At 72.2% G+C, this 25,954-nt stretch carries 23 protein-coding genes; 2 read left to right on the top strand and 21 right to left on the bottom strand.

The genetic code is table 11. From position 1 onward, the window contains the following. From ABD329_RS29460 to fmt, 3 genes are all read right to left on the bottom strand, one after another. On the bottom strand, window positions 1–1,091 hold a 1,091-nt coding region (locus tag ABD329_RS29460), incomplete at its 3' end, for a transcription antitermination factor NusB (protein ID WP_344317150.1). Between the two features lie 43 nt (window positions 1,092–1,134). After that, window positions 1,135–3,105: an ABC transporter ATP-binding protein gene (locus tag ABD329_RS29455; RefSeq protein ID WP_198279606.1), complete on the bottom strand. Its 1,971-nt coding sequence runs from the start codon at window positions 3,103–3,105 to the stop codon at window positions 1,135–1,137. A gap of 110 nt (window positions 3,106–3,215) precedes the next feature. Further along, window positions 3,216–4,148 carry a methionyl-tRNA formyltransferase gene (gene fmt / locus ABD329_RS29450; protein ID WP_198279605.1) on the bottom strand — a complete coding sequence of 311 codons (933 nt, stop codon included), beginning with the start codon at window positions 4,146–4,148 and terminating at the stop codon, window positions 3,216–3,218. A 275-nt stretch (window positions 4,149–4,423) separates the two neighbouring features. Between fmt and ABD329_RS29445 the strand changes: the two genes are divergently transcribed. Continuing rightward, on the top strand, window positions 4,424–4,939 hold the full coding sequence (locus ABD329_RS29445; protein ID WP_037951675.1) for a hypothetical protein: 516 nt from the start codon (window positions 4,424–4,426) through the stop codon (window positions 4,937–4,939). 82 nt (window positions 4,940–5,021) lie between these two features. On the opposite strand, the gene ABD329_RS29440 is transcribed toward ABD329_RS29445, so the two are convergent. The 14 genes from ABD329_RS29440 to pyrR all read right to left on the bottom strand — a co-directional run bounded on the left by ABD329_RS29440 (window position 5,022) and on the right by pyrR (window position 21,774). Further along, the gene (locus ABD329_RS29440) at window positions 5,022–7,187 is read right to left on the bottom strand and encodes a primosomal protein N' (protein WP_344317149.1); all 2,166 of its coding nucleotides are present in this window, start codon (window positions 7,185–7,187) and stop codon (window positions 5,022–5,024) included. Between the two features lie 104 nt (window positions 7,188–7,291). Beyond that, entirely contained in the window at window positions 7,292–8,500 is a 1,209-nt protein-coding gene (gene metK / locus ABD329_RS29435; RefSeq protein WP_198277575.1) for a methionine adenosyltransferase, read from the bottom strand. A 301-nt stretch (window positions 8,501–8,801) separates the two neighbouring features. Continuing rightward, window positions 8,802–10,010, bottom strand: coding sequence for a bifunctional phosphopantothenoylcysteine decarboxylase/phosphopantothenate--cysteine ligase CoaBC (gene coaBC / locus ABD329_RS29430; protein WP_198277574.1), 1,209 nt, complete (start codon window positions 10,008–10,010; stop codon window positions 8,802–8,804). Between the two features lie 139 nt (window positions 10,011–10,149). Continuing rightward, window positions 10,150–10,410: a DNA-directed RNA polymerase subunit omega gene (rpoZ, locus tag ABD329_RS29425; protein ID WP_020867048.1), complete on the bottom strand. Its 261-nt coding sequence runs from the start codon at window positions 10,408–10,410 to the stop codon at window positions 10,150–10,152. Window positions 10,411–10,468: 58 nt separating this feature from the next. Further along, the gene (gmk, locus tag ABD329_RS29420) at window positions 10,469–11,035 is read right to left on the bottom strand and encodes a guanylate kinase (RefSeq protein WP_078639846.1); all 567 of its coding nucleotides are present in this window, start codon (window positions 11,033–11,035) and stop codon (window positions 10,469–10,471) included. 48 nt (window positions 11,036–11,083) lie between these two features. Beyond that, entirely contained in the window at window positions 11,084–11,407 is a 324-nt protein-coding gene (locus tag ABD329_RS29415) for an integration host factor (protein WP_009713618.1), read from the bottom strand. A 203-nt stretch (window positions 11,408–11,610) separates the two neighbouring features. After that, window positions 11,611–12,474: an orotidine-5'-phosphate decarboxylase gene (gene pyrF / locus ABD329_RS29410; protein ID WP_198277573.1), complete on the bottom strand. Its 864-nt coding sequence runs from the start codon at window positions 12,472–12,474 to the stop codon at window positions 11,611–11,613. A 33-nt stretch (window positions 12,475–12,507) separates the two neighbouring features. After that, a complete protein-coding gene (locus tag ABD329_RS29405; protein ID WP_198277572.1) occupies window positions 12,508–13,623 on the bottom strand; it encodes a quinone-dependent dihydroorotate dehydrogenase in 1,116 nt (371 codons plus the stop codon). A gap of 94 nt (window positions 13,624–13,717) precedes the next feature. Further along, the gene (gene carB / locus ABD329_RS29400; RefSeq protein ID WP_198277571.1) at window positions 13,718–17,029 is read right to left on the bottom strand and encodes a carbamoyl-phosphate synthase large subunit; all 3,312 of its coding nucleotides are present in this window, start codon (window positions 17,027–17,029) and stop codon (window positions 13,718–13,720) included. Then, window positions 17,022–18,161 (bottom strand): glutamine-hydrolyzing carbamoyl-phosphate synthase small subunit, encoded by a 1,140-nt coding sequence (gene carA, locus ABD329_RS29395; RefSeq protein WP_198277570.1) that lies wholly within the window; start codon window positions 18,159–18,161, stop codon window positions 17,022–17,024. Before carA ends, carB begins: the two co-directional genes overlap by 8 nt. Continuing rightward, window positions 18,158–18,778 carry a PH-like domain-containing protein gene (locus ABD329_RS29390; protein WP_198277569.1) on the bottom strand — a complete coding sequence of 207 codons (621 nt, stop codon included), beginning with the start codon at window positions 18,776–18,778 and terminating at the stop codon, window positions 18,158–18,160. The genes carA and ABD329_RS29390 overlap by 4 nt, the downstream gene beginning before the upstream one ends. Further along, entirely contained in the window at window positions 18,775–20,070 is a 1,296-nt protein-coding gene (locus ABD329_RS29385) for a dihydroorotase (protein WP_198277568.1), read from the bottom strand. Before ABD329_RS29385 ends, ABD329_RS29390 begins: the two co-directional genes overlap by 4 nt. Before the next feature lie 2 nt (window positions 20,071–20,072). Then, window positions 20,073–21,053 carry an aspartate carbamoyltransferase catalytic subunit gene (locus tag ABD329_RS29380; protein ID WP_037951653.1) on the bottom strand — a complete coding sequence of 327 codons (981 nt, stop codon included), beginning with the start codon at window positions 21,051–21,053 and terminating at the stop codon, window positions 20,073–20,075. 139 nt (window positions 21,054–21,192) lie between these two features. Beyond that, window positions 21,193–21,774, bottom strand: a complete 582-nt coding sequence (gene pyrR, locus ABD329_RS29375) for a bifunctional pyr operon transcriptional regulator/uracil phosphoribosyltransferase PyrR (protein ID WP_037951650.1) — start codon at window positions 21,772–21,774, stop codon at window positions 21,193–21,195. Between the two features lie 219 nt (window positions 21,775–21,993). Between pyrR and bldD the strand changes: the two genes are divergently transcribed. Continuing rightward, the gene (gene bldD / locus ABD329_RS29370; RefSeq protein ID WP_014056259.1) at window positions 21,994–22,494 is read left to right on the top strand and encodes a transcriptional regulator BldD; all 501 of its coding nucleotides are present in this window, start codon (window positions 21,994–21,996) and stop codon (window positions 22,492–22,494) included. A 104-nt stretch (window positions 22,495–22,598) separates the two neighbouring features. Here the strand turns inward: bldD and nusB are convergent, their stop codons facing one another. The 4 genes from nusB to ABD329_RS29350 all read right to left on the bottom strand — a co-directional run bounded on the left by nusB (window position 22,599) and on the right by ABD329_RS29350 (window position 25,738). Beyond that, window positions 22,599–23,051 carry a transcription antitermination factor NusB gene (nusB, locus tag ABD329_RS29365; RefSeq protein WP_198277567.1) on the bottom strand — a complete coding sequence of 151 codons (453 nt, stop codon included), beginning with the start codon at window positions 23,049–23,051 and terminating at the stop codon, window positions 22,599–22,601. Between the two features lie 2 nt (window positions 23,052–23,053). Beyond that, entirely contained in the window at window positions 23,054–23,620 is a 567-nt protein-coding gene (gene efp, locus ABD329_RS29360; RefSeq protein ID WP_037951647.1) for an elongation factor P, read from the bottom strand. A gap of 63 nt (window positions 23,621–23,683) precedes the next feature. Then, a complete protein-coding gene (locus tag ABD329_RS29355) occupies window positions 23,684–24,796 on the bottom strand; it encodes an aminopeptidase P family protein (RefSeq protein ID WP_198277566.1) in 1,113 nt (370 codons plus the stop codon). Window positions 24,797–24,856: 60 nt separating this feature from the next. Beyond that, window positions 24,857–25,738 (bottom strand): Pro-rich N-terminal domain-containing protein, encoded by an 882-nt coding sequence (locus ABD329_RS29350; protein WP_344317146.1) that lies wholly within the window; start codon window positions 25,736–25,738, stop codon window positions 24,857–24,859. Window positions 25,739–25,954 lie beyond the last annotated feature (216 nt).

Here is a 25,954-nt window from a genome sequence, read left to right as displayed (position 1 = left end):
AGGCCCCCGGCCCCCCCGGGCGGCCGGGTGCCGTCCGCGGCGATCACCTGGTACGGCCCGGGGTTGCCCGCCAGGGCCCCGGCCACCAGCCGGGCCCGGTGCGGCTGCTGCTCGGCGGCCAGCCGCTCGGCGGCGCGCTCCGCGGCCAGCGCGGCGAGCATCGCGGCCTTGCCGCCGGGGCCCGCGCAGCCGTCCAGCCAGCGCCGGTCGTCCCCCTCCAGCGGCGCGTTCGCCAGCGCGAGGGCCACCAGCTGGCTGCCCTCGTCCTGCACTCCGGCCCGCCCGTCCCGCACCGCCTCCAGCGCACCGGGCTCGCCGCCCTCGGTGAGCCGCACCGCGTACGGCGACCAGCGGCCCGGCTCCGCGGTCTGCTCACCGACCGCGGCCAGCAGCTCCCCGGGCGTGGACCGGCCGGGCCGGGCGACGAGGGTGACCTCGGGCCGCTCGTTGTCGGCGGCCAGCAGCTCCTCCATACCGGCGCTGCCACCGCCGAGCGCGTCCCACAGGGCGGAGACGACCCAGCGCGGATGGGAGTGGCGGACGCCCAGATGCTCCTCGGGATCCTCGTCGTAGGGCGGGGCGACCCGCTCCAGCCAGCCGTCGAGATCATGGGTGGCGATCTTGCGCAGTACGGCGTTGACGAACTTGGCCCGGCCGTCACCGAGCACCACCCGGGCCAGTTCGACGCTCGCGGAGACGGCGGCGTGGGTGGGGATACGGGTTCCGAGCAACTGGTGGGCGCCCAGGCTCAGTACATCGAGCACGGGCGGATCCACCTCGCGCAGCGGACGGTCCACGCATTCGGCGATGATCGCGTCGTAGGTGCCCTGGTGGCGCAGGGTGCCGTAGACCAGCTCGGTGGCGAGCGCCGCGTCCCGGGAGTCGAACCGCGGCCCGCTGCCGGCCTCCGCGCTCTCCCGCGCCTTGCGCAGCAGGGGCGGGAGAACGAGGTTGGCGTACGCGTCCCGTTCGTCGACCGCCCGCAGCGCCTCGAAGGCGAGGATCCGCACGGGGTCCTTCTGCGGGCGGCGGTAGGGCTTGCCAGGCCGGTTCGGGGCGTGGGGACTGCGACGACGGGGCTGGTCGGTCACGGGAAATGTGCTCCGGGGGACGGATCGGGCTGAAGGGACCAGCCTACGTCGCCGGGGCGTCAGCGGTCGTGGGGCCGCCGTCCAGGACCGTTCCGTCCACGAGGGTTCCGCCCACGGTCGCGCCGTTGGCGGTGAATCCCTTGTCCACGGTCCTGGGCTGCTCGAACTGGGTGCGGTACAGCTCCTCGTAGCGGCCCCCGGCGGCCAGCAGCTCGGTGTGGGTACCGCGCTCCACGATCCGCCCGTCCTCCACGACGAGAATGAGATCCGCCGCCCGGACCGTGGACAGCCGGTGGGCGATCACCACCGCGGTGCGCCCATCCAGCGCCTCGCCGAGCGCCTCCTGCACATCCGCCTCCGAGGTGGAGTCCAGATGCGCGGTGGCCTCGTCCAGGATCACCACCCGGGGCCGGGCCAGCAGCAGCCGGGCGATGGTCAGCCGCTGGCGCTCACCGCCGGAGAGCCGGTAGCCGCGCTCGCCCACGACGGTGTCGAGACCGTCCGGCAGCGCCGCGATCAGCCCCTCGAGACGGGCCCGGCGCAGCACCTCCCACAGCTCCTCGTCGGTGGCCTCCGGCCGGGCCAGCAGCAGATTGGCGCGGATCGAGTCATGGAAGAGATGGCCGTCCTGCGTGACCATGCCGAGGGTGGCGCGGATCGAGCCGGCCGTCAGATCGCGGACGTCCACCCCGGCGAGCCGTACGGCGCCGTGGTCGGCGTCGTAGAGCCTCGGCAGCAGCTGCGCGATGGTCGACTTCCCGGCGCCGGAGGAGCCCACCAGCGCGACCATCTGGCCCGGTTCGGCGCGGAAGGACACCTGGTGCAGGACCGGGACGCCACCGCGGGTGTCCAGGGTGGCGACCTCCTCCAGGGAGGCGAGGGAGACCTTGTCCGCGGCCGGGTAGCCGAAGTCGACGCGGTCGAACTCGACCGACACCGGCCCCTCCGGGACCTCCCGGGCGTCCGGCTTCTCCTTGATCAGCGGCTCGAGGTCGAGCACCTCGAAGACCCGCTCGAAGCTGACGAGCGCGCTCATCACCTCGACCCGCGCCCCGGCCAGCGCGGTCAACGGCGCGTACAGCCGGGTGAGGAGCAGCGCGAGCGCGACGACGGCGCCGGGGTCGAGCCGCCCGTGCAGCGCGAACCAGCCGCCGAGACCGTAGACCAGGGCGAGGGCCAGGGCGGAGACGAGGGTCAGGGCGGTCACGAAGGAGACCTGGACCATCGCGGTCCGCACCCCGATGTCCCGCACCCGCCGGGTCCGCGCGGCGAACTCGGCGGACTCGTCGGCGGGCCGTCCGAACAGCTTGACCAGAGTGGCCCCGGGTGCGGAGAAGCGCTCGGTCATCTGGGTGCTCATCGCGGCGTTGTGCGCGGCCGCCTCGCGCCGCAGCTTCGCCAGCCGTCCGCCCACCCGGCGCGCGGGCAGCAGGAAGACGGGCAGGAGCAGCAGGGTCAGCAGGGTGATCTGCCAGGAGATCCCGACCATGACGACGAAGGTGAGCAGCAGCGTCACCACATTGCCGACCACCCCGGAGAGGGTGTCGCTGAACGCCCGCTGCGCGCCGATGACGTCGTTGTTGAGCCTGCTGACCAGCGCACCGGTGCGGGTCCGGGTGAAGAACGCCACCGGCATCCGCTGGACGTGGTCGAAGACGGCGGTGCGCAGATCGAGGATCAGCCCCTCGCCGATGTTCGCCGACAGCCAGCGGGTCACCAGCCCGAACCCCGCCTCCGCCACGGCGATCGCGGCGATGCACCCGGCCAGCCAGAGCACCGTGCCCTGTCCCGAATGGTGGACGATCGCGTCCACCACCCGGCCGGCCAGCAGCGGCGTGGCCACCGCGAGCACCGCCGCGACCGTGCTCAGCACCAGGAACAACAGCAGCTGACGGCGGTGCGGACGGGCGAACGCGCCGATGCGGCGCAGCGTCTCGCGGGAGAAGGGCCGCCGGTCGTCCTGGGCGTTGGCCGTCTGGTACAGGGAGTGCCAGGCGGTCGATTGCATGTCCATCACGTACCTCCGAGGTCTCGTGAGGAACGTAGAACCTCAACCTAGGTTGAAGTCAACATCCGCCTCGTCGGCGCGTCCCTGGCACGGTTGGTCTCCGCGTGGCGGCCCGCTCAGGCCCCGAGCCGCTCGCCCTCCGCGATCCGCACCCCGCGCGCCCAGTCCGCCGCGAGCATCGGCTTCTTGCCCTGCGGCCGCACCCAGGTCAGCTCGACGGCATGGCTGCCGGTGCCCACGTACACGGCCTTCTTGGTGGCGGCCAACAGACCGGGCTCCAGATCCGTACGGTCCGCCACCGGCCGCGCCGAGACGACCTTCAGCCGCTCCCCCCGGAAGGTGGTCCACGCCCCCGGGGCGGGTGTGCACGCGCGCACCAGCCGGTCGACGCGCAGCGCGGGCGCCGTCCAGTCGATCTCCGCGTCCTCGACGGTGATCTTCGGGGCGAGCGAGATGCCCTCGGCCGACTGCGGCACCGGGCGCAGGGTGCCGTTCTCGATGCCGTCCATCGTCGCCTCGAGCAGCCCCGCACCGGCGAAGGCGAGCCGGGTCAGCAGATCGCCGCTGGTGTCGGTGGCCCGCACCTGCTCCGTCACCACCCCGAACACCGGCCCGGAGTCCAGCCCTTCCTCGATCTGGAAGGTCGAGGCGCCGGTCATCTCGTCGCCCGCGAGCAGGGAGTGCTGCACGGGGGCCGCCCCCCGCCAGGCCGGGAGCAGCGAGAAGTGCAGATTGACCCAGCCGTGTGCGGGGATCTCCAGCGCGGCCTTGGGCAGCAGCGCGCCGTAGGCCACCACCGGGCAGCAGTCCGGCGCGATCTCGGTGAGCCGGGCGAGGAACTCCGGATCGCGCGGCTTGGCGGGCTTGAGCACCTCGATGCCCGCCTCCTCGGCCCGCTCGGCGACCGGGCTGGCCACCAGCCGACGGCCGCGCCCGGCGGGCGCGTCGGGACGGGTCACCACGGCCACCACCTCGTGCTTCCCGGACGCGATCAGCGCGTCAAGAGCGGGCAGGGCGACCTCGGGGGTACCGGCGAAGACGAGCCTCATGGGTGGCGAACTACCTCTCACACAGCGGATACGGCGGGAACGTCGCGAGCAGCGTCTGAAGTCTATGGTCCGCCGTCCGAGGGGGCGTACGAGCGGACTGCCGCACGCCCCGGACCGTGACCGACGGGCGGGTGCCGCGTTGGTCAAGGCAGATTGACCGCAACGGGCCGCTGTCGCGGCCCGATCCATTTCCCGCCGTCCGTCCGACCCCCAGCCCTTCCCCTCAACTCCCCCATCCCCCATTCCCCGTCAACGCCGGTTCGAGAGGCTTGTTCATGGCCGACCACGCAACTCATGACGCCCAGGCACGGGCCAGCCTGCACCTCCTGGTCCGGGACATCGAGCGGGTCCGCCGCCAGGTGGACGCGCTGCGCACGCTCACCGCCCAGCTCGGCAATGTCTACCGCCCCCGTCGCACCGGCCCGTCCGCCGGTTTCGTGGTCTACGGACGCGCCCCGGCCCCCACCGTGCGGCTCGCCCAGGAACTGCGGGACAGCGTCGAGACGCTGGTCACGGCAGCGGTCGACTTCGACCGCTCGCTCGGCTTCTCCTGGGACGCGGTGGGCTCGGCGCTCGGTGTCACCAAGCAGGCGGTGCACCGCCGTTACGGCGCCCGCCGGGCCGCCGCGCAGAGCGCGGCCGAGGGCGGCGAGCCGTCCACGGGCCGCCCGGCCGAGCCCGCCCCCCTGCCCTCGGTGCCCGCCGCCCGCACGGTCCCCCCGCAGTCGACCCCGTCGCTCCGCGAGGACCCCCGCCCGAGCGCCTTCCCCAGCCCCCGGCCGTCCCTTTAGAGGCCCGGTCCTCCCCCGGCCACCGCTGGAAGGTGCCCCCGGCCGGAAGGCCCGAGCCACCGGATGCTGTACGGCCCCGGAATCACCCGATGTCCAGGGGATCCACCCGCACCGCGGGATCCCTGTCCCCCCGGGCCAGGCGGCGGGCCTTCGCCTCCTTGAGGGCCGCCGCGAGGGCGCTGCCCTGGCCGGGGCGGACCCGTAGCAGGGCGCGCTCCCAGACCTCGCCCGCGGGCGGGTCTCCCGGGCGGCGCGGGCGGCCGGGAGGCGGCGGGGGCAGTGGGACCGGGCCCAGGGTCTCGGCCCCCTCGGGCAGGTGGGTCGAGGCGATCAGCTCGGCCACCGCCTCCGCGGGGCCGGTCACGGCCGCCATCCGGGAGATCGGCGGAAAGCCCAGATCGGACCGCTCGGCCAGCTCGCGCGCCGCGTAACCGGCCGGGTCCCAGCGCACCAGCGCCTGGACGGGCCGCAGCGTGGGCTCGGCCATGATCACCACCGTGCCGCCCCGGCCGCCGTCCCCCTCCTCCCCATGGCCGCGGACCAGCGAGGCCGCCTCCAGCCAGTGGCGCAGCGCGTCCTCACCGGCGCGCAGATCGGGGCGGCCGAGCAGGGCCCAGCCGTCGAGCAGCAGCGCCGCGGCGTAGCCGCCCTCCGCGACCGGTTCGGCGCCCGGTGTGCTCACCACGAGCGCCGGACGGTCGGGGACGGACGTCAGCACATGGTCACGGCCCGATGTGCGGACGGGCACGGACGGAAAGGCCCGGCCCAGCTCCTCGGCGGTGCGCCGGGCGCCGACGATGGACGCCCGCAGCCGGACGCCCCCGCATTCGCGGCAGTGCCAGGCGGGCTCGTCCCGCCCGCACCAACCACACACCAGATGGTCCGCGTCCCGCGCCTCCAGCGGGCCCGAGCAGTGCGCACAGCGCGCGGGCTCCCGGCAGCGCTCACAGGCCAGCTTCGGCACATAGCCCCGGCGCGGCACCTGCACCAGCACCGGGCCGCGGGTCAGCGCGTCCCGTACGGTCTGCCAGGCGATCGTGGGCAGCCGGGCGGCGCGGGCCTCCGCGTCCCGGGCCACCTCGCCCTCGTCGACCGTACGGATCAGCGGGGCGGCGGCCCGGACCCGCTCGCGGTCGGCCTCGAGCGGCCGGGCCCAGCCGTTCTCCACCAGCTGGGCGGCCTCGACGGTGCGGCCGAGGTCGCCCAGCAGAAAGCCGGTCTTCTCCTGGACGGCGCGCAGCAGCAGCACATCGCGGGCGTGCGGCTGCGGCAGCCGGTCGTCGCTGTGGCTGCGGTCCCCGTCGTCCCAGATCCCCACCAGCCCGAGGTCCCGGACCGGTGCGAACATCGCCGCCCGGGTGCCCACCACCGCCCGCACCGAGCCCCGGCTGACCGCCAGCCAGCGGCGGTAACGCTCCTCGGGCCCGAGGTCGGCGGTGAGCAGCACATGCCGCCCCGGGCCGCCGAGCGCCTCCGTGAGCGCGGCGTCCACCCGCTCGGCGGTCCGCCCGTCGGGCACGACGACGAGCGCCCCGCGCCCGGACGCGAGCGTGGCGGCCACGGCGGCGGCCCACTCCCGGGGCCAGTGCGGCCCGGGCAGCGCGGTCCATACGGCCCGCGGCCGGTCCCCGCGCACCAGCGCCTCCAGGAACCCGGGCCCGGCCGGATAGCGCGCCCAGCTCCCGGGCGCGGGCGGCTCCGGCGGGGGCAGCGGCGGCGGTGACGGCTCGCCCTCGGCACGGGCGTTGCGCTTGGGCAGGGCCAGTTGGAGCACATCGGCGAGCGACCCGGCGTACCGGTCGGCGACCGCCCGGCACAGCGCCAGCAGCCCCGGCCCCAGCACCTGCTCGGTGGAGACCACCTGCGCGAGGGCGGCCAGCGGGCCCCGGTAGTCGGACTCGGCGACGCGCTCGATGATGTACCCGTCGAGCAGCCCGCCCCCCTCGCGCCGCCCCTCGCGCACCTTCCCCGTCCCGGCCCCGAACCGCACCCGCACCCGCACCCCGGGCCGGGCCTCGGCGTCCATCTCGGCCGGCACCGCGTAGTCCCACAGCTTGTCGAGGTGGACCGGCCCCTTGTCGACCAGCACCCGCGCCACCGGCCGCTCCGCGGCCAGCGCCGCCCCCCGCCAGGTCCGCGGCTTCGCCTTGGGCACCTTGGCCTTGCGCACCGTCTCCCGAATGAGCGCGAGCTGCTCCCCCTCCGACGCCTCCGCCGGATCCCTCGGCCGCTCGTTGTCCCCGCTCACAGATCAAGTCTTAGCAGACCGCACGGACACCGGACGCATGCGAAGGCCCGGACGCCGCGGGGGCGTCCGGGCCTTCGTCGGGGTGCGTGAATCGAGCCGGGGGCCTACAGACCCGCCGCCGCGCGGAGGGCGTCGACGCGGTCGGTGCGCTCCCAGGTGAAGTCGGAGTGCTCACGACCGAAGTGGCCGTACGCCGCGGTCTGGGCGTAGATCGGGCGGAGCAGGTCGAGGTCGCGGATGATCGCGGCCGGGCGGAGGTCGAAGACCTCGGAGATGGCCTTCTCGATCTTCTCGGCGTCGACCGCCGCCGTGCCGAAGGTCTCGACGAAGAGGCCGACCGGCTCGGCCTTGCCGATGGCGTACGCGACCTGCACCTCGCAGCGCTGGGCGAGGCCGGCGGCCACCACGTTCTTGGCGACCCAGCGCATGGCGTAGGCGGCGGAGCGGTCGACCTTGGAGGGGTCCTTGCCGGAGAAGGCGCCGCCGCCGTGGCGGGACATGCCGCCATAGGTGTCGATGATGATCTTGCGGCCGGTGAGGCCGGCGTCGCCCATCGGGCCGCCGATCTCGAAGCGGCCGGTCGGGTTGACCAGCAGCCGGTAACCCTCGGTGTCGATCTTGATGCCGTCCTCGACCAGCTCGTTCAGCACGTGCTCGACCACGAATTCCCGGATGTCGGGCGCCAGCAGCGAGTCCAGGTCGATGTCGGAGGCGTGCTGCGAGGAGACGACGACGGTGTCCAGGCGGACCGCCTTGTGGCCGTCGTACTCGATGGTGACCTGGGTCTTGCCGTCCGGGCGCAGGTAGGGGATGGTCCCGTTCTTGCGGACCTCGGACAGCCGGCGGGAGAGCCGGTGCGCCAGGTTGATCGGCAGCGGCATCAGCTCGGGCGTCTCGTCGCAGGCGTACCCGAACATCAGGCCCTGGTCGCCCGCGCCCTGCTTGTCCAGCTCGTCCTCGTCGCCCTCGACCCGGAGCTCGTAGGCGGAGTCCACACCCTGGGCGATGTCCGGGGACTGTGAGCCGATCGACACCGAGACGCCGCAGGAGGCGCCGTCGAAGCCCTTCTTCGACGAGTCGTAGCCGATTTCGAGGATCTTGTTCCGCACGAGCGTCGCGATCGGGGCGTACGCCTTGGTCGTCACCTCGCCGGCCACATGCACCAGGCCGGTGGTGATCAAGGTCTCGACCGCGACCCGGGAGTGCGGGTCCTCCCGCAGAAGGGCGTCGAGAATGGTGTCGCTGATCTGGTCAGCGATCTTGTCGGGGTGACCCTCGGTGACAGATTCCGAGGTGAACAGGCGGCGGGACACATCGCTCCCTGGGGTTGCAGCGGCTGCTGGCTGATCATGGTCGGGACCGCGCGGGGGCTGCGCCCGATGCGGTTCCTGGGCCAGTTTATCCGGCACGTCCACCGGTCAAGCATCCCCGTCCCACAGAACGGGCAGGCCCGTGACCGGGAACATACCTTGCCTCAAGCCGAAATACAGCCCCACCCCGCCGTGGCGGGAATGTGTCATGAGCCCGATCGGCCGTGTCCCGCCCCTGCCGAGCCGGTCCGAGAGGGCCCGGCGGGCCCGCCGGGCGGGATCCGGCGCGGCCCCGGGTCCGCGGTCAGCCCAGGCGGCGGGCCACCAGGTCCCAGACGGTGTCGGCGAGCGCGCCCTTGGGGCCGTACGGCACGGGCGTCTCGGTGCCGTCGGCGCCGAGCACCACGGCCTCGTTGGTCTCGGCCCCGAAGGTCTTGTGCTCCCCGACCTCGTTCACCACGAGCAGATCGCAGCCCTTGCGGGCCAGCTTCGCGCGGCCGTTCGCGAGCACGTCGTCGGTCTCGGCGGCGAAGCCGACCACGATCTGGCCCGGGCGGGCGCGCTCCGCGGAGATCTCGGCGAGGATGTCCGGATTCCGTACCAGGGCGAGCGGCTCGGGCTCCTGGCCGTCGCGCTTCTTGATCTTCCCCTCAACGTACTGAGCGGGGCGAAAGTCGGCGACGGCGGCGGCCATGACCACGGCGTCGGCGTCCGCGGCGGCCTTGAGCACGGCCTCCCGCAGCTGTGCCGCGGTGCCCGCGCGCACCACATCGGCGCCGGCCGGGTCGGGCAGCTCGCTGTTGGCCGAGACAAGCGTCACCCGCGCACCCCGCGCGACCGCGGCACGGGCCAGGGCGTACCCCTGGCGGCCGGTGGAGCGGTTGCCGAGGAAGCGCACCGGGTCCAGCGGCTCGCGGGTGCCTCCGGCGCTGACCACGACATGGCGGCCCGCCAGATCGGCGGTGAGCGCCTCGGTGCCGCGGGCCAGCACACGGCGGCAGACCTCGAAGATCTCCCCCGGGTCCGGCAGGCGTCCCTTGCCGGTGTCCACGCCGGTGAGCCGCCCCACGGCGGGCTCGATGACGACGGCGCCGCGGCGGCGCAGGGTCGCCACGTTCTCCTGGGTGGCCGGGTGCTCCCACATCTCGGTGTGCATCGCGGGCGCGAAGACGACCGGACAGCGCGCGGTGAGCAGCGTATTGGTGAGCAGGTCGTCCGCCAGGCCATGGGCGGCCTTGGCGAGCAGATCGGCGGTGGCGGGGGCGATCACGACCAGATCGGCGGACTGGCCGATGCGGACGTGGGGCACCTCGTGGACGGACTCCCAGACCTCGGTCGTCGCCGGATGTCCGGACAGCGCCGACCAGGTCGCCTCGCCGATGAAGTGCAGCGCCGAGGCGGTCGGCACGACGCGTACGTCATGACCGGACTCGGTGAGGCGGCGCAACAGCTCGCACGCCTTGTAGGCGGCGATCCCGCCACTGACGCCCAGGACCACCTCGGGCTTGTCCATCGCTCGGCTCCCCACCGGGTATGTCGTCTGCCCCATCGGGCCGTACGTCCAGTCACGGTACGCCGGGGCAGCTCACGTACCCATGACACACCACTGGCCCGGCATCACTGCCGGGCCGGTGGCTCAAGCGATCCGGAACCTACTGAGCGGGGCCCTCGATGGCCTCGGAGGTCAGCAGGCCCGCGTTGATCTCACGGAGCGCGATCGAGAGGGGCTTCTCGTGAACGTGGGTGTCCACGAGGGGACCGACGTACTCGAGCAGGCCCTCACCGAGCTGGGAGTAGTACGCGTTGATCTGACGCGCGCGCTTGGCCGCGTAGATCACCAGGCTGTACTTGGAGTCGGTGGCCTCGAGCAGCTCATCAATCGGAGGGTTGATGATCCCCTCGGGCGCGGTCATGGGAGAGGACACTCTCTAGCCTTCCTTATTTCGCCTGACGGCAAGAGTGAATCGAAGATCAAGCCACTCGCATCAAGGCTAGCAGCTCGTTCGCCACGTCCTCGACGGAGGTATTGACCAAGGTCGTATCGAACTCTGACTCGGCGGCCAGCTCGGTCCGCGCGGCCTCCAGCCGCCGCTCGATCACCTCGGGCGCCTCGGTGCCCCGGCCGGTGAGCCGGCGCACCAGCTCCTCCCAGCTCGGCGGAGCGAGGAAGACCAGCTGCGCCTCCGGCATGGACTCGCGGATCTGCCGTGCGCCCTGGAGATCGATCTCCAGCAGCACCGGCTCGCCCGCGCCGAGGCGGTCCATGACCGCCTCGCGCGGGGTGCCGTAGCGATTGCCCGCGAATTCGGCCCACTCCAGCAGCTCACCATTTGCTATGAGCTTGTCGAACTCCCCGTCGTCCACGAAGAAGTAGTGGACGCCGTCCCGCTCACCGGGGCGCGGGCGCCGGGTCGTGGCGGAGACCGAGAGCCAGACCTCGGGGTGTTCCTTGCGCATATGGGCGACGACCGTGCTCTTGCCGACCCCGGAGGGGCCGGAGAGCACGGTCAGTCGCGGTCGTGCGGAGTGTGCTGCCATGGAGCGATTATCCAGGTTCCCGGGAGTGCCTGGAAACGCCGGGCCGGGTCAGCCGGCGGCGCCGCCGAACTCACGCTCGAGCGACGCGATCTGGTTGGAGCCCAGACCCCGCACACGACGGCTCTCGGAGATGCCGAGCCGCTCCATGATCTGCTTGGCGCGGACCTTGCCGACGCCGGGCAGGGACTCGAGGAGAGCGGACACCTTCATCTTGCCGATGACATCGTTCTCCTGGCCCTGCTTGATGACCTCGTGCAGGGAGGCGCCGGAGTGCTTGAGTCGATTCTTGACCTCGGCGCGCTCCCGGCGAGCCGCGGCGGCCTTTTCTAGCGCGGCTGCGCGCTGTTCAGGGGTAAGGGGCGGAAGAGCCACGCCTACGTCACCTCGGATGTCGAACTGTCGGATATGGACCGGTGAGGAACCTAGTCGGCCCTCACCTGGGGAGCAACGCGCAACGCAGCGCGCGTTCGCTCTCGTCGGAGACTAGCGGCCGATCCCGCTCCAGTCAGCGAGAACAGACGAAAAGTCCTGGTCAGACTCGCTCGACTCAGACATTTACGGACAAAGTAGCCGGGTTATTCGGCCACGGCACGCACTTCATCAGCCATTCGGGAGGCCGCCGCGACCAGCGACGCGGCATCCGGACCGTGCCTGAGCACCCCCCGGCTGACGCTCGGAAGAACATTTCGCACCGCCGCGCCGAAGACCGCCGGAAGATCGGCGGGGGTCGCGCCCTGGGCCCCGATGCCGGGGGCCAGCAGCGGCCCGTCGATCGCCAGATCGGCGCCCAGCCGGTGCGCGGTGCCGCCGAGGGTGGCCCCGACGACGGCCCCGTACGAGCCGAGGCGGCCCTCGGCGGCCTCGGCGGCGTTCTCGGCCTTGAGCGCGGCCAGTACGGTGGCCGCGACGGTCGTTCCGTCGGGCCGCACCGCGTGCTGCACCTCGGCGCCCTCCGGGTTGGACGTCAGCGCCAGCGCGAAGACGCCCGCCCCCGCCGCCCGCGCCGCGTCCAGCGCCGGGCGCAGCGAGCCGAAGCCGAGGTAGGGGCTGACGGTGACCGCGTCCGAGAACAGCGGGCCGGCCGGATCCAGATAGGCGGAGGCGTACGCGGCCATGGTCGAGCCGATGTCGCCGCGCTTGGCGTCCATCAGCACCAGCGCCCCGGCGGCGCGGGCGTCGGCGACGGCCCGCTCCAGCACCGCGATGCCGCGCGAGCCGAACCGCTCGAAGAAGGCCGACTGCGGCTTGAGGACGGCGACCCGCCCGGCGAGGGCGTCCACGACGGTGCGGGTGAACCGCTCCAGACCGGCCACATCGTCCCCCAGGCCCCAGTCGGCCAGCAGGGAGGCGTGCGGGTCGATGCCCACGCAGAGCGGGCCGCGGGCGTCCATGGCGGCGCGCAGCCGGGTGCCGAAGGGGGTGGGTGCGGGTGTCGTCATCGGTCTCTCCTTCGGAATGCGTACGGGGTGTCCTCAATCGCCGGAGGGGCTGGGCGGGGCGGCCGCGCCGACGGCCTCGGCGAGGGTGGCGTACGGGCTGGCGGCCAGGCGGGCGGCGAGGCCGCGGTGGATCTCACGGCACCAGAACGGGCCCCGGTAGATGAAGGCGCTGTAGCCCTGCACCAGCGTGGCACCGGCCAGAATTCGCTCCCAGACGTCGTCCGCGGTCTCGATCCCGCCGACCCCGACCAGGGTCAGCCGGTCCCCCACCCGGGCGTACAGACGGCGCAGCACCTCCAGGGAGCGCGCCTTCAGGGGCGCGCCGGACAGGCCGCCGGTCTCGGCGGTGAGCCGGTCCGGGGAGGTGAGGCCGAGGCCGTCGCGCGCGATGGTGGTGTTCGTGGCGATGATGCCGTCCAGGCCGAGCTCGACCGCCAGATCGGCGACCGCGTCCACGTCCTCGTCGGCGAGGTCCGGCGCGATTTTGACCAGAAGTGGCACCTTGCGATCGGTGACCGTGCGGTCCGCGGCCTCCCGGACCGCGGTCAGCAGCGGCCGCAGATGGTCCACGGCCTGGAGGTTCCGCAGTCCGGGGGTATTGGGCGAGGAGACGTTGACGACGAGGTAGTCGGCGTGGGCGGCGAGCCGCTCGGTGGACGTCACATAGTCGGCGACGGCCTCCGCCTCCGGGACGACCTTGGTCTTGCCGATGTTGACGCCGACCGTCGTGACGAAGGCCGGGCGCCGGGCCGCGAGGCGGGCCGCGACCGCCGCCGAGCCCTCGTTGTTGAAGCCCATCCGGTTGATCAGGGCGCGGTCGGCGACCAGCCGGAAGAGCCGCCGCTTGGGGTTGCCGGGCTGCGGCTGGGCGGTGACCGTGCCGATCTCGACATGGTCGAAGCCCAGCATGGCCATGCCGTCGATCCCCGCGGCGTTCTTGTCGAATCCGGCGGCGAGCCCGAACGGCCCGTGCATCCGCAGGCCCAGCGCCTCGGTGCGCAGCGCCTGGTGGCGGGGGGCGAGGACGGCGGCGGCGAAGGTCCGCAGGACGGGGATGCGGGCGGCCCGGCGGATCCAGGAGAAGGCCAGGTGATGGGCCTGCTCCGGGTCCATGCGCCGGAAGATCAGGTTGAAGAGGAGCGCGTACATGAGGGGCTTTCTGCCGAGGAGCGAGGACGTGGGCTCATGAGGGACGGTGGACTCATGAAGAGGGGGACACCGGCCGGTGTCCCCCTCCCTCGCCTCACTCCTCGCGGGCGGCGGTCAGATGTTCCGCGTGTTCCTGGAGCGATCGGACGCCGACCGCGCCCCGGCCCAGTGCCTCGATGCCCTGGACGGCGGCCGCGAGCGCCTGGACGGTGGTCAGGCACGGGACGCCGCGGGCGACGGACGCCGTACGGATGTCATAGCCGTCGAGCCGGCCGCCGGTGCCGTACGGGGTGTTGACGATCAGGTCGACCTCGCCCTCGTGGATGAGCTGGACGATGGTCTTCTCGCCGTTGGGGCCCTCGCCCTCGCTGTGCTTGCGCACCACGGTCGCGTTGATCCCGTTGCGCTTGAGCACCTCCGCCGTACCCGAGGTGGCCAACAGCTCGAAGCCGAGGCCGACCAGCTCCCGGGCCGGGAAGATCATCGAGCGCTTGTCGCGGTTGGCCACGGAGACGAACGCGCGCCCCTTGGTCGGCAGCGCGCCGTACGCCCCGGCCTGCGACTTGGCGTAGGCCGCGCCGAAGACCGAGTCGATGCCCATGACCTCGCCGGTGGAGCGCATCTCCGGGCCGAGGATGGTGTCCACCCCGCGCCCGGAGGCGTCCCGGAACCGGCTCCAGGGCATCACGGCCTCCTTGACCGAGATCGGCGCGTCCATCGGCAGCGTGCCGCCGTCGCCGCTGGAGGGCAGCAGCCCCTCGGCGCGCAGCTCGGCGATGGTGGCGCCCAGCGAGATCCGGGCGGCGGCCTTGGCCAGCGGTACCGCGGTGGCCTTGGAGGTGAAGGGGACGGTGCGGGAGGCGCGCGGGTTCGCCTCCAGCACGTACAGAATGTCCCCGGCCATCGCGAACTGGATGTTGATCAGTCCGCGGACGCCGACCCCGCGCGCGATGGCCTCGGTCGAGGCGCGCAGCCGCTTGATGTCGAAGCCGCCGAGGGTGATCGGGGGCAGGGCGCAGGCCGAGTCGCCGGAGTGGATCCCGGCCTCCTCGATGTGCTCCATGACGCCGCCGAGGTAGAGCTCCTCGCCGTCGTAGAGCGCGTCCACGTCGATTTCTATGGCGTCGTCAAGGAAGCGGTCGATGAGCACGGGGTGCTCGGAGATCAGCCCGGCGTGCCGCTCCAGGTACGCGGCGAGCGAGGGCTCGTCGTAGACGATCTCCATGCCGCGGCCGCCCAGGACGTACGAGGGGCGGACCATTACCGGGTAGCCGATCTCGGCGGCGATGCCCTTGGCCTGCTCGAAGGAGAAGGCGGTGCCGTACTTGGGCGCGGGCAGTCCGGCCTCGGTGAGCACCCGGCCGAAGGCGCCGCGCTCCTCGGCGAGGTTGATCGCCTCGGGCGAGGTGCCGACGATCGGCACGCCGTTGTCCTTGAGCGCCTGGGCCAGGCCCAGCGGGGTCTGGCCGCCGAGCTGGACGATCACCCCGGCCACCGGGCCCGCCTGCGTTTCCGCGTGGACGATCTCCAGTACGTCCTCCAGGGTGAGCGGCTCGAAGTAGAGCCGGTCGGAGGTGTCGTAGTCGGTGGAGACGGTCTCCGGGTTGCAGTTGACCATGACGGTCTCATAGCCCGCGTCATGCAGCGCGAAGGAGGCGTGGACGCAGGAGTAGTCGAACTCGATGCCCTGGCCGATGCGGTTGGGGCCCGAGCCGAGGATGATTACCGCGGGGGTCTCGCGCGGGGCGACCTCGGACTCCTCGTCGTAGGAGGAGTAGAAGTACGGGGTCCGGGCGGCGAACTCGGCGGCGCAGGTGTCGACCGTCTTGTAGACGGGCCGGATGCCCAGCGCGTGCCGCACCTCGCGGACCACGTCCTCGCGCAGCGAGCGGATCCCGGCGATCTGGGCGTCGGAGAAGCCGTGCCGCTTGGCCTCGGCGAGCAGCTCCGGGCCGAGCTTGCCGGCGGCGGCGATCTCGTCCGCGACCTCCTTGATCAGGAAGAGCTGGTCCACGAACCACGGGTCGATCTTCGTGGCGTCGAAGACCTCCTCGGGGGTGGCCCCGGCGCGGATGGCCCGCATCACGGTGTTGATCCGGCCGTCGGTGGGCACGACGGCCGTCTGGAGCAGCTCGGACTTGTTCCCGGGGTCCCCGGTGAAGTCGAACTGGCTGCCCTTCTTCTCCAGCGAGCGCAGCGCCTTCTGGAGCGCCTCGGTGAAGTTGCGGCCGATGGCCATGGCCTCGCCGACCGACTTCATGGTGGTGGTGAGCCGGGCGTCGGCGGCCGGGAACTTCTCGAAGGCGAACCGCGGCACCTTGACCACGACGTAGTCGAGCGTGGGCTCGAAGGACGCCGGGGTCTCCTGGGTGATGTCGTTGGGGATCTCGTCCAGGGTGTAGCCGACGGCCAGCTTCGCGGCGATCTTGGCAATCGGGAAGCCGGTGGCCTTGGAGGCGAGCGCCGAGGAGCGGGAGACGCGCGGGTTCATCTCGATGACGATGACCCGGCCGTCCTCCGGGTTGACCGCGAACTGGATGTTGCAGCCGCCGGTGTCGACGCCGACCTCGCGGATGACGGCGATGCCGATGTCCCGCAGGATCTGGTACTCGCGGTCGGTGAGCGTCATTGCCGGGGCGACGGTGATCGAGTCGCCGGTGTGCACGCCCATGGGGTCGAAGTTCTCGATGGAGCAGACGACCACGACATTGTCGTTGCGGTCGCGCATCAGCTCCAGCTCGTACTCCTTCCAGCCGAGGATGGACTCCTCCAGGAGCACCTCGGTGGTCGGCGAGAGGGCCAGGCCCTGGCCCGCGATACGGCGCAGCTCGTCCTCGTCGTGGGCGAAACCGGAGCCCGCGCCGCCCATGGTGAAGGACGGGCGGACCACGACGGGGTAGCCGCCGAGCTCCTCGACGCCCGCGAGGACGTCGTCCATGGAGTGGCAGATGACCGAGCGGGCGGACTCACCGTGGCCGATCTTGGCCTGGACGGCCTCGACGACCTCCTTGAACTGGTCGCGGTCCTCGCCCTTGTGGATCGCCTGGACATTGGCGCCGATCAGCTCGACGCCGTACTCCTCGAGGGTGCCCGCCTCGTGCAGCGAGATGGCGGTGTTGAGCGCGGTCTGGCCGCCGAGGGTGGGCAGCAGCGCGTCGGGGCGCTCCTTGGCGATGATCTTCTCGACGTACTCCGGGGTGATCGGCTCGACATAGGTGGCGTCGGCGATCTCCGGGTCGGTCATGATCGTGGCCGGGTTGGAGTTGACCAGGATGACCCGCAGGCCCTCGGCCTTCAGCACCCGGCACGCCTGGGTGCCGGAGTAGTCGAACTCGGCGGCCTGGCCGATGACGATCGGGCCGGAGCCGATGACCAGAACGGACTGGATGTCGGTGCGCTTAGGCACGCTGGCCCTCCATCAGGGACACGAAGCGGTCGAAAAGGTACGCGGCGTCATGCGGACCGGCGGCTGCTTCGGGGTGGTACTGGACGCTGAACGCGGGGCGGTCGAGCAGCCGCAGCCCCTCGACCACGTTGTCGTTGAGGCAGACGTGGGAGACCTCGGCGCGGCCGAAGGGGGTGTCGGACGGCGCGTCGAGCGGGGCGTCCACGGCGAAGCCGTGGTTGTGCGCGGTGACCTCCACCTTGCCGGTGGTGCGGTCCTGCACCGGCTGGTTGATCCCGCGGTGGCCGTACTTCAGCTTGAAGGTGCCGAAGCCGAGCGCGCGGCCGAGGATCTGGTTGCCGAAGCAGATGCCGAACAGCGGCGTGGAGCGCTCCAGCACGGCCCGCATCAGGGCGACGGGGTGGTCGGCGGTGGCCGGGTCGCCGGGGCCGTTGGAGAAGAACACCCCGTCCGGGTTCACCGCGTAGACGTCCTCGGCGGTGGCGGTCGCGGGCAGCACGTGCACCTCGATGCCGCGCTCGGCCATCCGGTGCGGGGTCATGCCCTTGATGCCCAGGTCGATGGCGGCGACGGTGAACCTCTTGGCGCCGATCGCCGGGACGACGTAACGCTCCTCGGTGGCCACCTCGCCGCTGAGGTCGGCGCCCTTCATCTGGGGGGCCTGACGCACCTTCGCCAGCAGCGCGGCCTCGTCGGCGAGTGCCCCGCCGGAGAAGATGCCCACGCGCATGGCGCCGCGCTCGCGCAGATGCCGGGTGAGGGCGCGGGTGTCGATCCCGCTGATGCCGACGACGCCCTGGGCGCTGAGCTCCTCGTCGAGCGAGCGGCGGGAGCGCCAGTTGGAGGGCGTACGGGCCGGGTCGCGCACCACATAGCCGGAGACCCAGATCCGCTTCGACTCCGGGTCCTCGTCGTTGACGCCGGTGTTCCCGATGTGGGGGGCGGTCATCACGACGACCTGGCGGTGGTAGGAGGGGTCGGTCAGGGTCTCCTGGTAGCCGGTCATCCCGGTGGAGAACACGGCCTCGCCGAAGGTCTCCCCCACGGCCCCGTAGGCCCGGCCGCGGAAGGTGCGGCCGTCCTCCAGGACGAGGACTGCGGGGCTCGTGGCCCCCCTGTTGGAGGTGGTCATCGTGCGCCTTCCCTGTCGTGCGAGGGGGCGGCCGCTTCGCTGGGGCCGCCGGAGAGTTCGGTGAGGGCGTCCACCCACGCGGTGTGCTCGGCCGCGTGGTCGGAGCGGAAGCCCGAGTCGATCAGCCGGTCGCCGTGGCTCCAGGTGATCACCAGCAGTCCGCCCTCGGCGAGGACCTTGCCCGCGATGCCCTTGTCGAGCCGGGCGCCGCGCAGCTCGGCGGCGGGGATGAAGAAGTCCCGCGCGCCCGGCCGTACGACGCTCACGCCCTGGTCGGTGAGGGTGAGCTCGACGCGGCTGCGGGTGCCGAGGCCATGGGCGACGATCCGGTCCAGCCACTGCCCGGCGGTGGTGGAGCCGTGGTAGCGGCCGTTCATCGTCCGCGTAGGCTCGCCGGGCTCGGCCGGGGCCTGGGGCAGCTCGGGGAGGTCGCCCTGGAGGGTGGCGCGCCACTTCCAGCCCTCGCGCATCAGCCAGTAGACCAGCGCGATGACCAGCAGCAGCCCGACGACCCAGCCGACCCTCGCGGCCCAGTCCGTCACGTCCTGCGATTTCTGCTCGGCCGCGAGGCCCGCGAATCCCGCGAGGCCCGCCACCGGATGACTCGGAGTCGTCACGCCAGCTTCCCGTCCACAACCGTCGCCCGGCCCCGCAGGAAGGTGTACGTCACGCGGCCCGGCAGTTCGCGGCCCTCGTAGGGGGTGTTGCGGCTGCGGGAGGCGAAGCCCGCGGGGTTCACCACACCACGGTAAGCCGAGTCGAGCAGGGTGAGGTTGGCGGGCTCCCCGGCGGCGATGGGACGGCCGTGGCCGGTCAGACGGCCGATGGCCGAGGGCCGCGCCGACATCCGGTCGGCGACGCCCGTCCAGTCCAGCAGCCCGGTGTCCACCATGGTGTGCTGGACCACGGACAGCGCGGTCTCCAGGCCCACCATGCCCATGGCCGCCGCGCCCCACTCGCAGTCCTTGTCCTCGTGCGGATGCGGGGCGTGGTCGGTGGCCACGCAGTCGATGGTGCCGTCGGCGAGCGCCTCACGCAGCGCCATCACATCGGTCTCGGTGCGCAGCGGCGGGTTCACCTTGTAGACGGGGTCGTAGGAGCGTACGAGCTCGTCGGTCAGCAGCAGGTGGTGCGGGGTGACCTCGGCGGTGACGTTCCAGCCCTTGGACTTGGCCCAGCGGACGATCTCCACCGAGCCCGCGGTGGAGAGATGGCAGATGTGCACCCGGGAACCGACGTGCGCGGCGAGCAGCACATCGCGGGCGATGATCGACTCCTCGGCGACGGCCGGCCAGCCGCCCAGCCCGAGCTCGGCGGAGACGACGCCCTCGTTCATCTGGGCGCCCTCGGTGAGGCGGGGCTCCTGGGCGTGCTGGGCGATCACGCCGTCGAACGCCTTCACGTACTCCAGCGCGCGGCGCATGATCACCGCGTCGTCCACGCACTTGCCGTCGTCGGAGAAGACCCGCACCCCGGCGGCGGAGTCGTGCATCGCGCCCAGCTCGGCGAGCTTCTTGCCCTCCAGGCCCACGGTCACCGCCCCGATGGGCTGTACGTCGCAGTAGCCGGACTCCTTGCCCAGCCGCCACACCTGCTCGACGACGCCCGCGGTGTCGGCCACCGGGAAGGTGTTGGCCATGGCGTGGACGGCGGTGAAGCCGCCGATCGCGGCGGCCCGGGTGCCGGTGAGGACCGTCTCGGAGTCCTCCCGGCCGGGCTCGCGCAGATGGGTGTGGAGGTCGACCAGGCCCGGCAGCAGGATCTGCCCGGTGGCGTCGATCACGGTGGCGCCGTCCGCGTCGAGGCCGGTGCCGACCGCGGCGATGCGCTCGCCCTCGATCAGCACGTCGCGCGGCTCACCGCCGAGCACCTTCGCCCCGCGCAGCAGCGTCTTGTGGGTGTCGCTCATGGTCACTTGCTCTCCTCGGTGCGGGCGGCGGCGACGGCGGACTCGTTCCCGCCGAGCAGCAGGTACAGGACGGCCATGCGGATCGAGACGCCGTTGGCGACCTGCTCGACGGCGGTGCAGCGGTCGGAGTCCGCGACATCGGCGGTGATCTCCATACCGCGGTTCATGGGGCCGGGGTGCATCACGATGGCGTGCTCGGGCATCCGCGCCATCCGGTCGCCGTCCAGGCCGTAGCGGCGGGCGTACTCCCGCTCGGTGGGGAAGAACGCGGCGTTCATGCGCTCGCGCTGGACGCGCAGCATCATCACGGCGTCGGTCTTGCCGATCACCGCGTCCAGGTCGTAGGCGACCTCGCAGGGCCAGCTCTCCACGCCGAAGGGGACCAGCGTCGGCGGGGCGACCAGGGTGACCTCGGCGCCCAGGGTGGAGAGCAGATGGACGTTGGAGCGGGCCACCCGGCTGTGCAGGACGTCCCCGACGATGGTGATCCGGCGGCCGGAGAGGTCCTGTCCCACGCCGGACGCCCCGGAGGCCAGCCGGCGGCGCATGGTGAACGCGTCGAGGAGCGCCTGGGTGGGGTGCTCATGGGTGCCGTCGCCCGCGTTCACCACGGCGCCGTTGATCCAGCCGGAGGTGGCCAGCCGGTGCGGGGCGCCGGAGGCGTGGTGGCGGATCACCACGGCGTCGGCGCCCATGGCCTCCAGGGTGAGCGCGGTGTCCTTCAGGGACTCGCCCTTGGAGACCGAGGACCCCTTGGCGGAGAAGTTGATCACGTCGGCGGAGAGCCGCTTGGCGGCCGCCTCGAACGAGATGCGGGTGCGGGTGGAGTCCTCGAAGAAGAGGTTGACGACGGTACGGCCGCGCAGGGTCGGCAGTTTCTTGATCGGCCGGTCGGCGAGCCGGGCCAGTTCCTCGGCGGTGTCGAGGATCAGGACGGCGTCGTCGCGCGAGAGATCGGCGGCCGAGATGAGGTGACGCTTCATCCGGTTGCTCCGTGGGTGAAGGAGGTGTGCGGGCGTGCGGGCGGGCAGGCGCGGGGACCGGTGGCCTGGCGGCACCGGTGGTACGTCGGGCGGGTTCCCCCTCGGTCGCCGGGGCGGCACTCGCCGTCGGTGCGGGGCGCTACTTCCCGTCCGCCGGGGTGGTCTCGCGCAGCCCGAGGAGCACGCTGTCGCGGCCGTCCTCCTCGGTGAGCTGGACCTTGACCGTCTCCCGCAGCGACGTGGGGAGGTTCTTGCCGACGTAGTCGGCGCGGATCGGCAGTTCCCGGTGGCCGCGGTCGACGAGGACCGCGAGCTGCACGGCGCGCGGCCGCCCGATGTCGCCGAGGGCGTCGAGGGCGGCGCGGATGGTGCGGCCGGAGAAGAGCACATCGTCCACGAGGACCACGAGGCGGCCGTCGATGCCGTCGTCGGGGATCTCGGTGCGGGCGAGCGCGCGGGCCGGGCGCAGCCTCAGGTCGTCGCGGTACATCGTGATGTCGAGCGAGCCGACCGGGATCCGGCCGGGCTTGCCGGTGATCTCCTCCAGCCTGGCGGCCAGCCGCCGGGCGAGAAAGACACCACGGGTGGGAATGCCGAGCAGCACCACGTCATCGGCGCCTTTGGCGCGCTCGACGATCTCGTGGGCGATGCGGGTGAGAACGCGCGCGATATCCGGTGCTTCCAGCACCGAGCGCGCGGCGTCCGAGGTACGGGCGTCCATACGAGGACCTCCTTCTCCGCCTCACGGGACGGACCTTAAAGGACGGTCGGATTTGCGCCATTCACACTAGCAGGGGTACCGAGTGCCCCCGTCAACACCCCTGGCCGGAGCCCCTCCGCTCCGTTCGGCTTGACGAATGGAAATTACGCTGCGTAACCTCACAGTGAGTGACCAGCCGCGCGGCACAGCCGCACGTCGATACAGCGTCCGGGGAGCTTTATGTCCAGCGAATACGCCAAACAGCTCGGGGCCAAGCTCCGCGCCATCCGCACCCAGCAGGGCCTCTCCCTCCACGGTGTCGAGGAGAAGTCCCAGGGCCGCTGGAAGGCCGTGGTGGTGGGATCGTACGAGCGCGGCGACCGCGCCGTGACCGTGCAGCGTCTCGCCGAGCTGGCCGACTTCTACGGCGTCCCGGTGCAGGAGCTGCTTCCGGGCACGAGCCCGGCCGGGGCGGCGGAGCCGCCGCCGAAGCTGGTACTGGACCTGGAGCGACTGGCCCATGTGCCGGTCGAGAAGGCGGGCCCGCTCCAGCGGTACGCCGCGACGATCCAGAGCCAGCGTGGTGACTACAACGGCAAGGTGCTCTCGATCCGTCAGGACGATCTGCGCACCCTCGCCGTCATCTACGACCAGTCGCCGTCCGTGCTGACCGAACAGCTGATCAGCTGGGGCGTGCTGGGCGCCGACGCCCGCCGCGCGGTCCAGCACGAGGACGTCTGAGTCCCTCTTTTCCCTGTTCACCCGCAGAAACGTGCCGCCGGGGGCAGTGGAGCCCTGTTGGGTCCTCCACCGCCCCCGGCGGCTTTGTCTTGTGATGAACGCGGCTATGCCTGGTGTTCCCGGGGCTCCTGCTCACGACGCAGACTCGGCTTCAGCTCCTTGATGCGGCCCAGCAGGCCGTTGACAAAGGCCGGCGAGTCATCGGTGGAGAACTCCTTGGCGAGCTGCACCGCCTCGTCGATCACCACCGCGTCCGGGGTCGCGTCCTCCCACACCAGCTCATACGCGCCCAGCCGCAGGATGTTCCGGTCGACGACCGGCATCCGGTCCAGCGTCCAGCCCACCGCGTAGGTGGCGATCAGCTCGTCGATCCGGGCGATGTGCTCCGCGTATCCCTCGACGAGCTGCATCGTGTATTCGCTGACCGGCGGCTGCCGGTCGTCGGTCCGGGCGAGCCGGATCCAGTCCGCGAGCACGGTTCGCACGGTGCTGCCGCGCTGATCGGCCTCGAAGAGGATCTGGAAGGCGCGCTTACGGGCCTTGTTGCGGGCAGCCACGGTTAGTTGTTCACCCGACCGAGGTACTCACCGGAGCGGGTGTCGACCTTGATCTTCTCACCGGTGGTGATGAACAGCGGCACACCGATCTCGTAGCCGGTCTCCAGCTTGGCGGGCTTGGTGCCACCGGTGGAGCGGTCGCCCTGGACGCCCGGCTCGGTGTACTCGATCACCAGCTCGACGGCGGCGGGCAGCTCGACGTACAGCGGGTTGCCCTCGTACATCGCCACGACGGCCTCGAAGCCCTCGAGCAGGTAGCGGGCGTTGTCGCCGACGACCTCGGGGGTGATGTAGATCTGGTCGAAGGTGTCCATGTCCATGAACACAAAGCTCTCGCCATCCTTGTACGAGAACTGCATGCCGCGCTTGTCGACATTGGCCGTCTCGACCTTCACACCGGCGTTGAAGGTCTTGTCGACCACCTTGCCGGACAGCACGTTCTTGAGCTTGGTGCGCACGAAAGCGGGGCCCTTGCCGGGCTTGACGTGCTGGAACTCGACGACGGACCACAGCTGGCCGCCGTCGAGCTTGAGCACCATGCCGTTCTTGAGGTCGTTCGTGGATGCCACGGTTGCGGGATCTCCTGGACTGCGCTGGCGGAGACCAGAGAGCCGCCGGCGCGCCCGGTTCCGCTAGAGCGCGAGCAGCTCTTTGGTCGTGATGGTGAGTAGTTCGGGTCCGCCGTCCGCCTCGGGGCGGACGACGAGCGTGTCATCGATCCGGACACCGCCCCGGCCCGGGAGGTGGACCCCCGGCTCGACGGTGACCGGCACACAAGCGTCCAGTTTACCCATGGCGGACGGTGTGAGCCGAGGGTCCTCGTCGATTTCCAGGCCCACACCGTGTCCGGTGCACGGTTCCAGCCCGTCTCCGAAGCCCGCGGCGGTCAGCACCTGACGGGTCACCCGGTCCACGTCCCGGTACGCCCGGCCCGGCAACAGCGCCTCCCGCCCGGCCCGCTGAGCGGCGAAGACGGCATCGTACAGCTCGACCTGCCAGTCCGCGGGCGAGGGCCCGATGACGAAGGTGCGGCCCACCTGGCAGCGGTAGCCGCGGTAGTCGGCGCCGAGGGAGATGGTGAGGAAATCGCCCTCCTCGACCCTGCGGTCGGTGGGCGGATGGCCGGGGCGCCCCGCGTTGGGCCCCGCCGCGACCACGGTGGGGAAGGCCGGGCCGTCCGCGCCGTGGTCCACCAGCCGCCGCTCCAGCTCCAGCGCCAGATGCCGCTCGGTGCGGCCCACCAGGATCGACTCCAGCAGCTCGCCGAGCGCCTGGTCGGCGAGTTCCCCGGCGATCCGCATGCAGGAGATCTCCTCGTCGTCCTTGATGAGCCGCAACTGCTCGACGGCACGGCCCAGATCGGCGAGGCGGACGCGGGGGGCGGCGGCGCCGAGCGCCCGATGGCGGGCGACGGTCAGATCGTGCTCCTCGACGGCCAGCGACTCGGCACCGTCCGCCGCGGCCAGATCGGCGGCGGCCACGGCCGGATCGCCGTCCGCGCCCGGCACCACCAGCAGCCGCGGCTCATCGGAACGCGGCGGGCCCGCGGAGAGCGGGGGCGCGGTCGGGACCTCGGTGGCCACCAGCACATCCTGGACGGGTCCGAGCAGCAGCACGGCCCCGGGCGGCACGGCGCCGCACAGATAGCGCACATTGGCGGGCCGGGACACCAGCGCCGCCGCGCTCCCGGCCGCGGTGCACTGATCGTGCAGACGGGCACGTCGGGCCGCGTACACCTCGGACATGTACCCGAGCGTACGCACGCTCGTCAGGTGCGGCCGGTCGAGCGGGTCCGGACGGGGGTGTTACCAGCTGGGTGGGGACGCGATGGAACGGGTGACGACCTCGTCGAGCATGCGGGCCGTGGTCTCCACGTCATACGTGGAGTTGTCGATGATCGGCAGGCCGGAGCCGTACCACCCCGCCATCCGGCCGTGGATCCGCGCCACCTCCTCGTCGCTGAGGCGGCGGTTCCCGCTGCGGGCCGCGTTCCGCTCCAGGACGATCTCCAGGCCCGGAAGGACCACCACCGGCAGCAGCCCGGGGCCCACATGGCGCTTCCAGCCGCCGAGACCGACGACCGGGCGGTCGGGGAAGACGGCGTCGTCGAGGATGCAGGAGATCCCGTTGGCCAGGAAGTTACGGGCGGCGAAGCCGCAGGTGCGGCGGGCGAGCCGGTACTGCGCCTCGGAGTGCTCGTTCCACCCCGACTGGGGGTTGGCGAAGCCGGACCGGACCCACTCCCGCACATCGTCCAGGCTGATGTGCGCGGTCGGCACCCGGCGGCGGTCGGCCCAGTAGCGCGCGACCGTGGTCTTGCCCGCCCCGGCCGGCCCGATCAGCAGCACCGCCACCGCCGCCTGCGAAACATCGGCGAGCGACGGGTCCGACGGGGGGCGCGGCAGCGGCACCGGGCCGCCGGGCGGCAGCTGGACATGGCCGGTGGTGTTCACCGTCTCCAGCGGCGCCCCGGGGGGCGCGGGCGGGGCCGGCGGAGGGGGCGCCGGATGCTGCGCGGGCGGCGGCACCGGGTGCCCGGCCGCGGGAGGCACGGGTGGGGCGGGGGGATTGGGGTGAGGTCCCGGGTGATGGTTCGCACTCGCGCCCTGCGCCCAGCCCGCGCCCTGCGGACCGGGAACCGGCCCCGGCTGGTGGGGCGGTGGCAGCGGAGCTCCCGCATGCTGCATCCGGTGGCACTCCGTCTCGTACAGGCAGTTCTCGTCCGACAACTGTCAGGTGCTGATAGGGCGGTGAGACCGCTCCTACCGAACGGTACCTGCCCAAAGCTCCGCTGTGTGAACGGACCGCGAACCCGCTGTGTCCCCGCCGCCCCTCGCCAGCCAGGCATTTCGTCCCTCAAGGGCCGCAACCGCCAGGGCTCGGGGGCTGTTCGAGGGCCCGCG

Source organism: Streptomyces javensis (assembly GCF_039525925.1).
GTDB classification, from domain to species: domain Bacteria; phylum Actinomycetota; class Actinomycetes; order Streptomycetales; family Streptomycetaceae; genus Streptomyces; species Streptomyces asiaticus.
The sequence above is the reverse complement of the archived record's forward strand: the minus strand, read 5'-3'. Positions and strand labels throughout refer to the sequence as shown.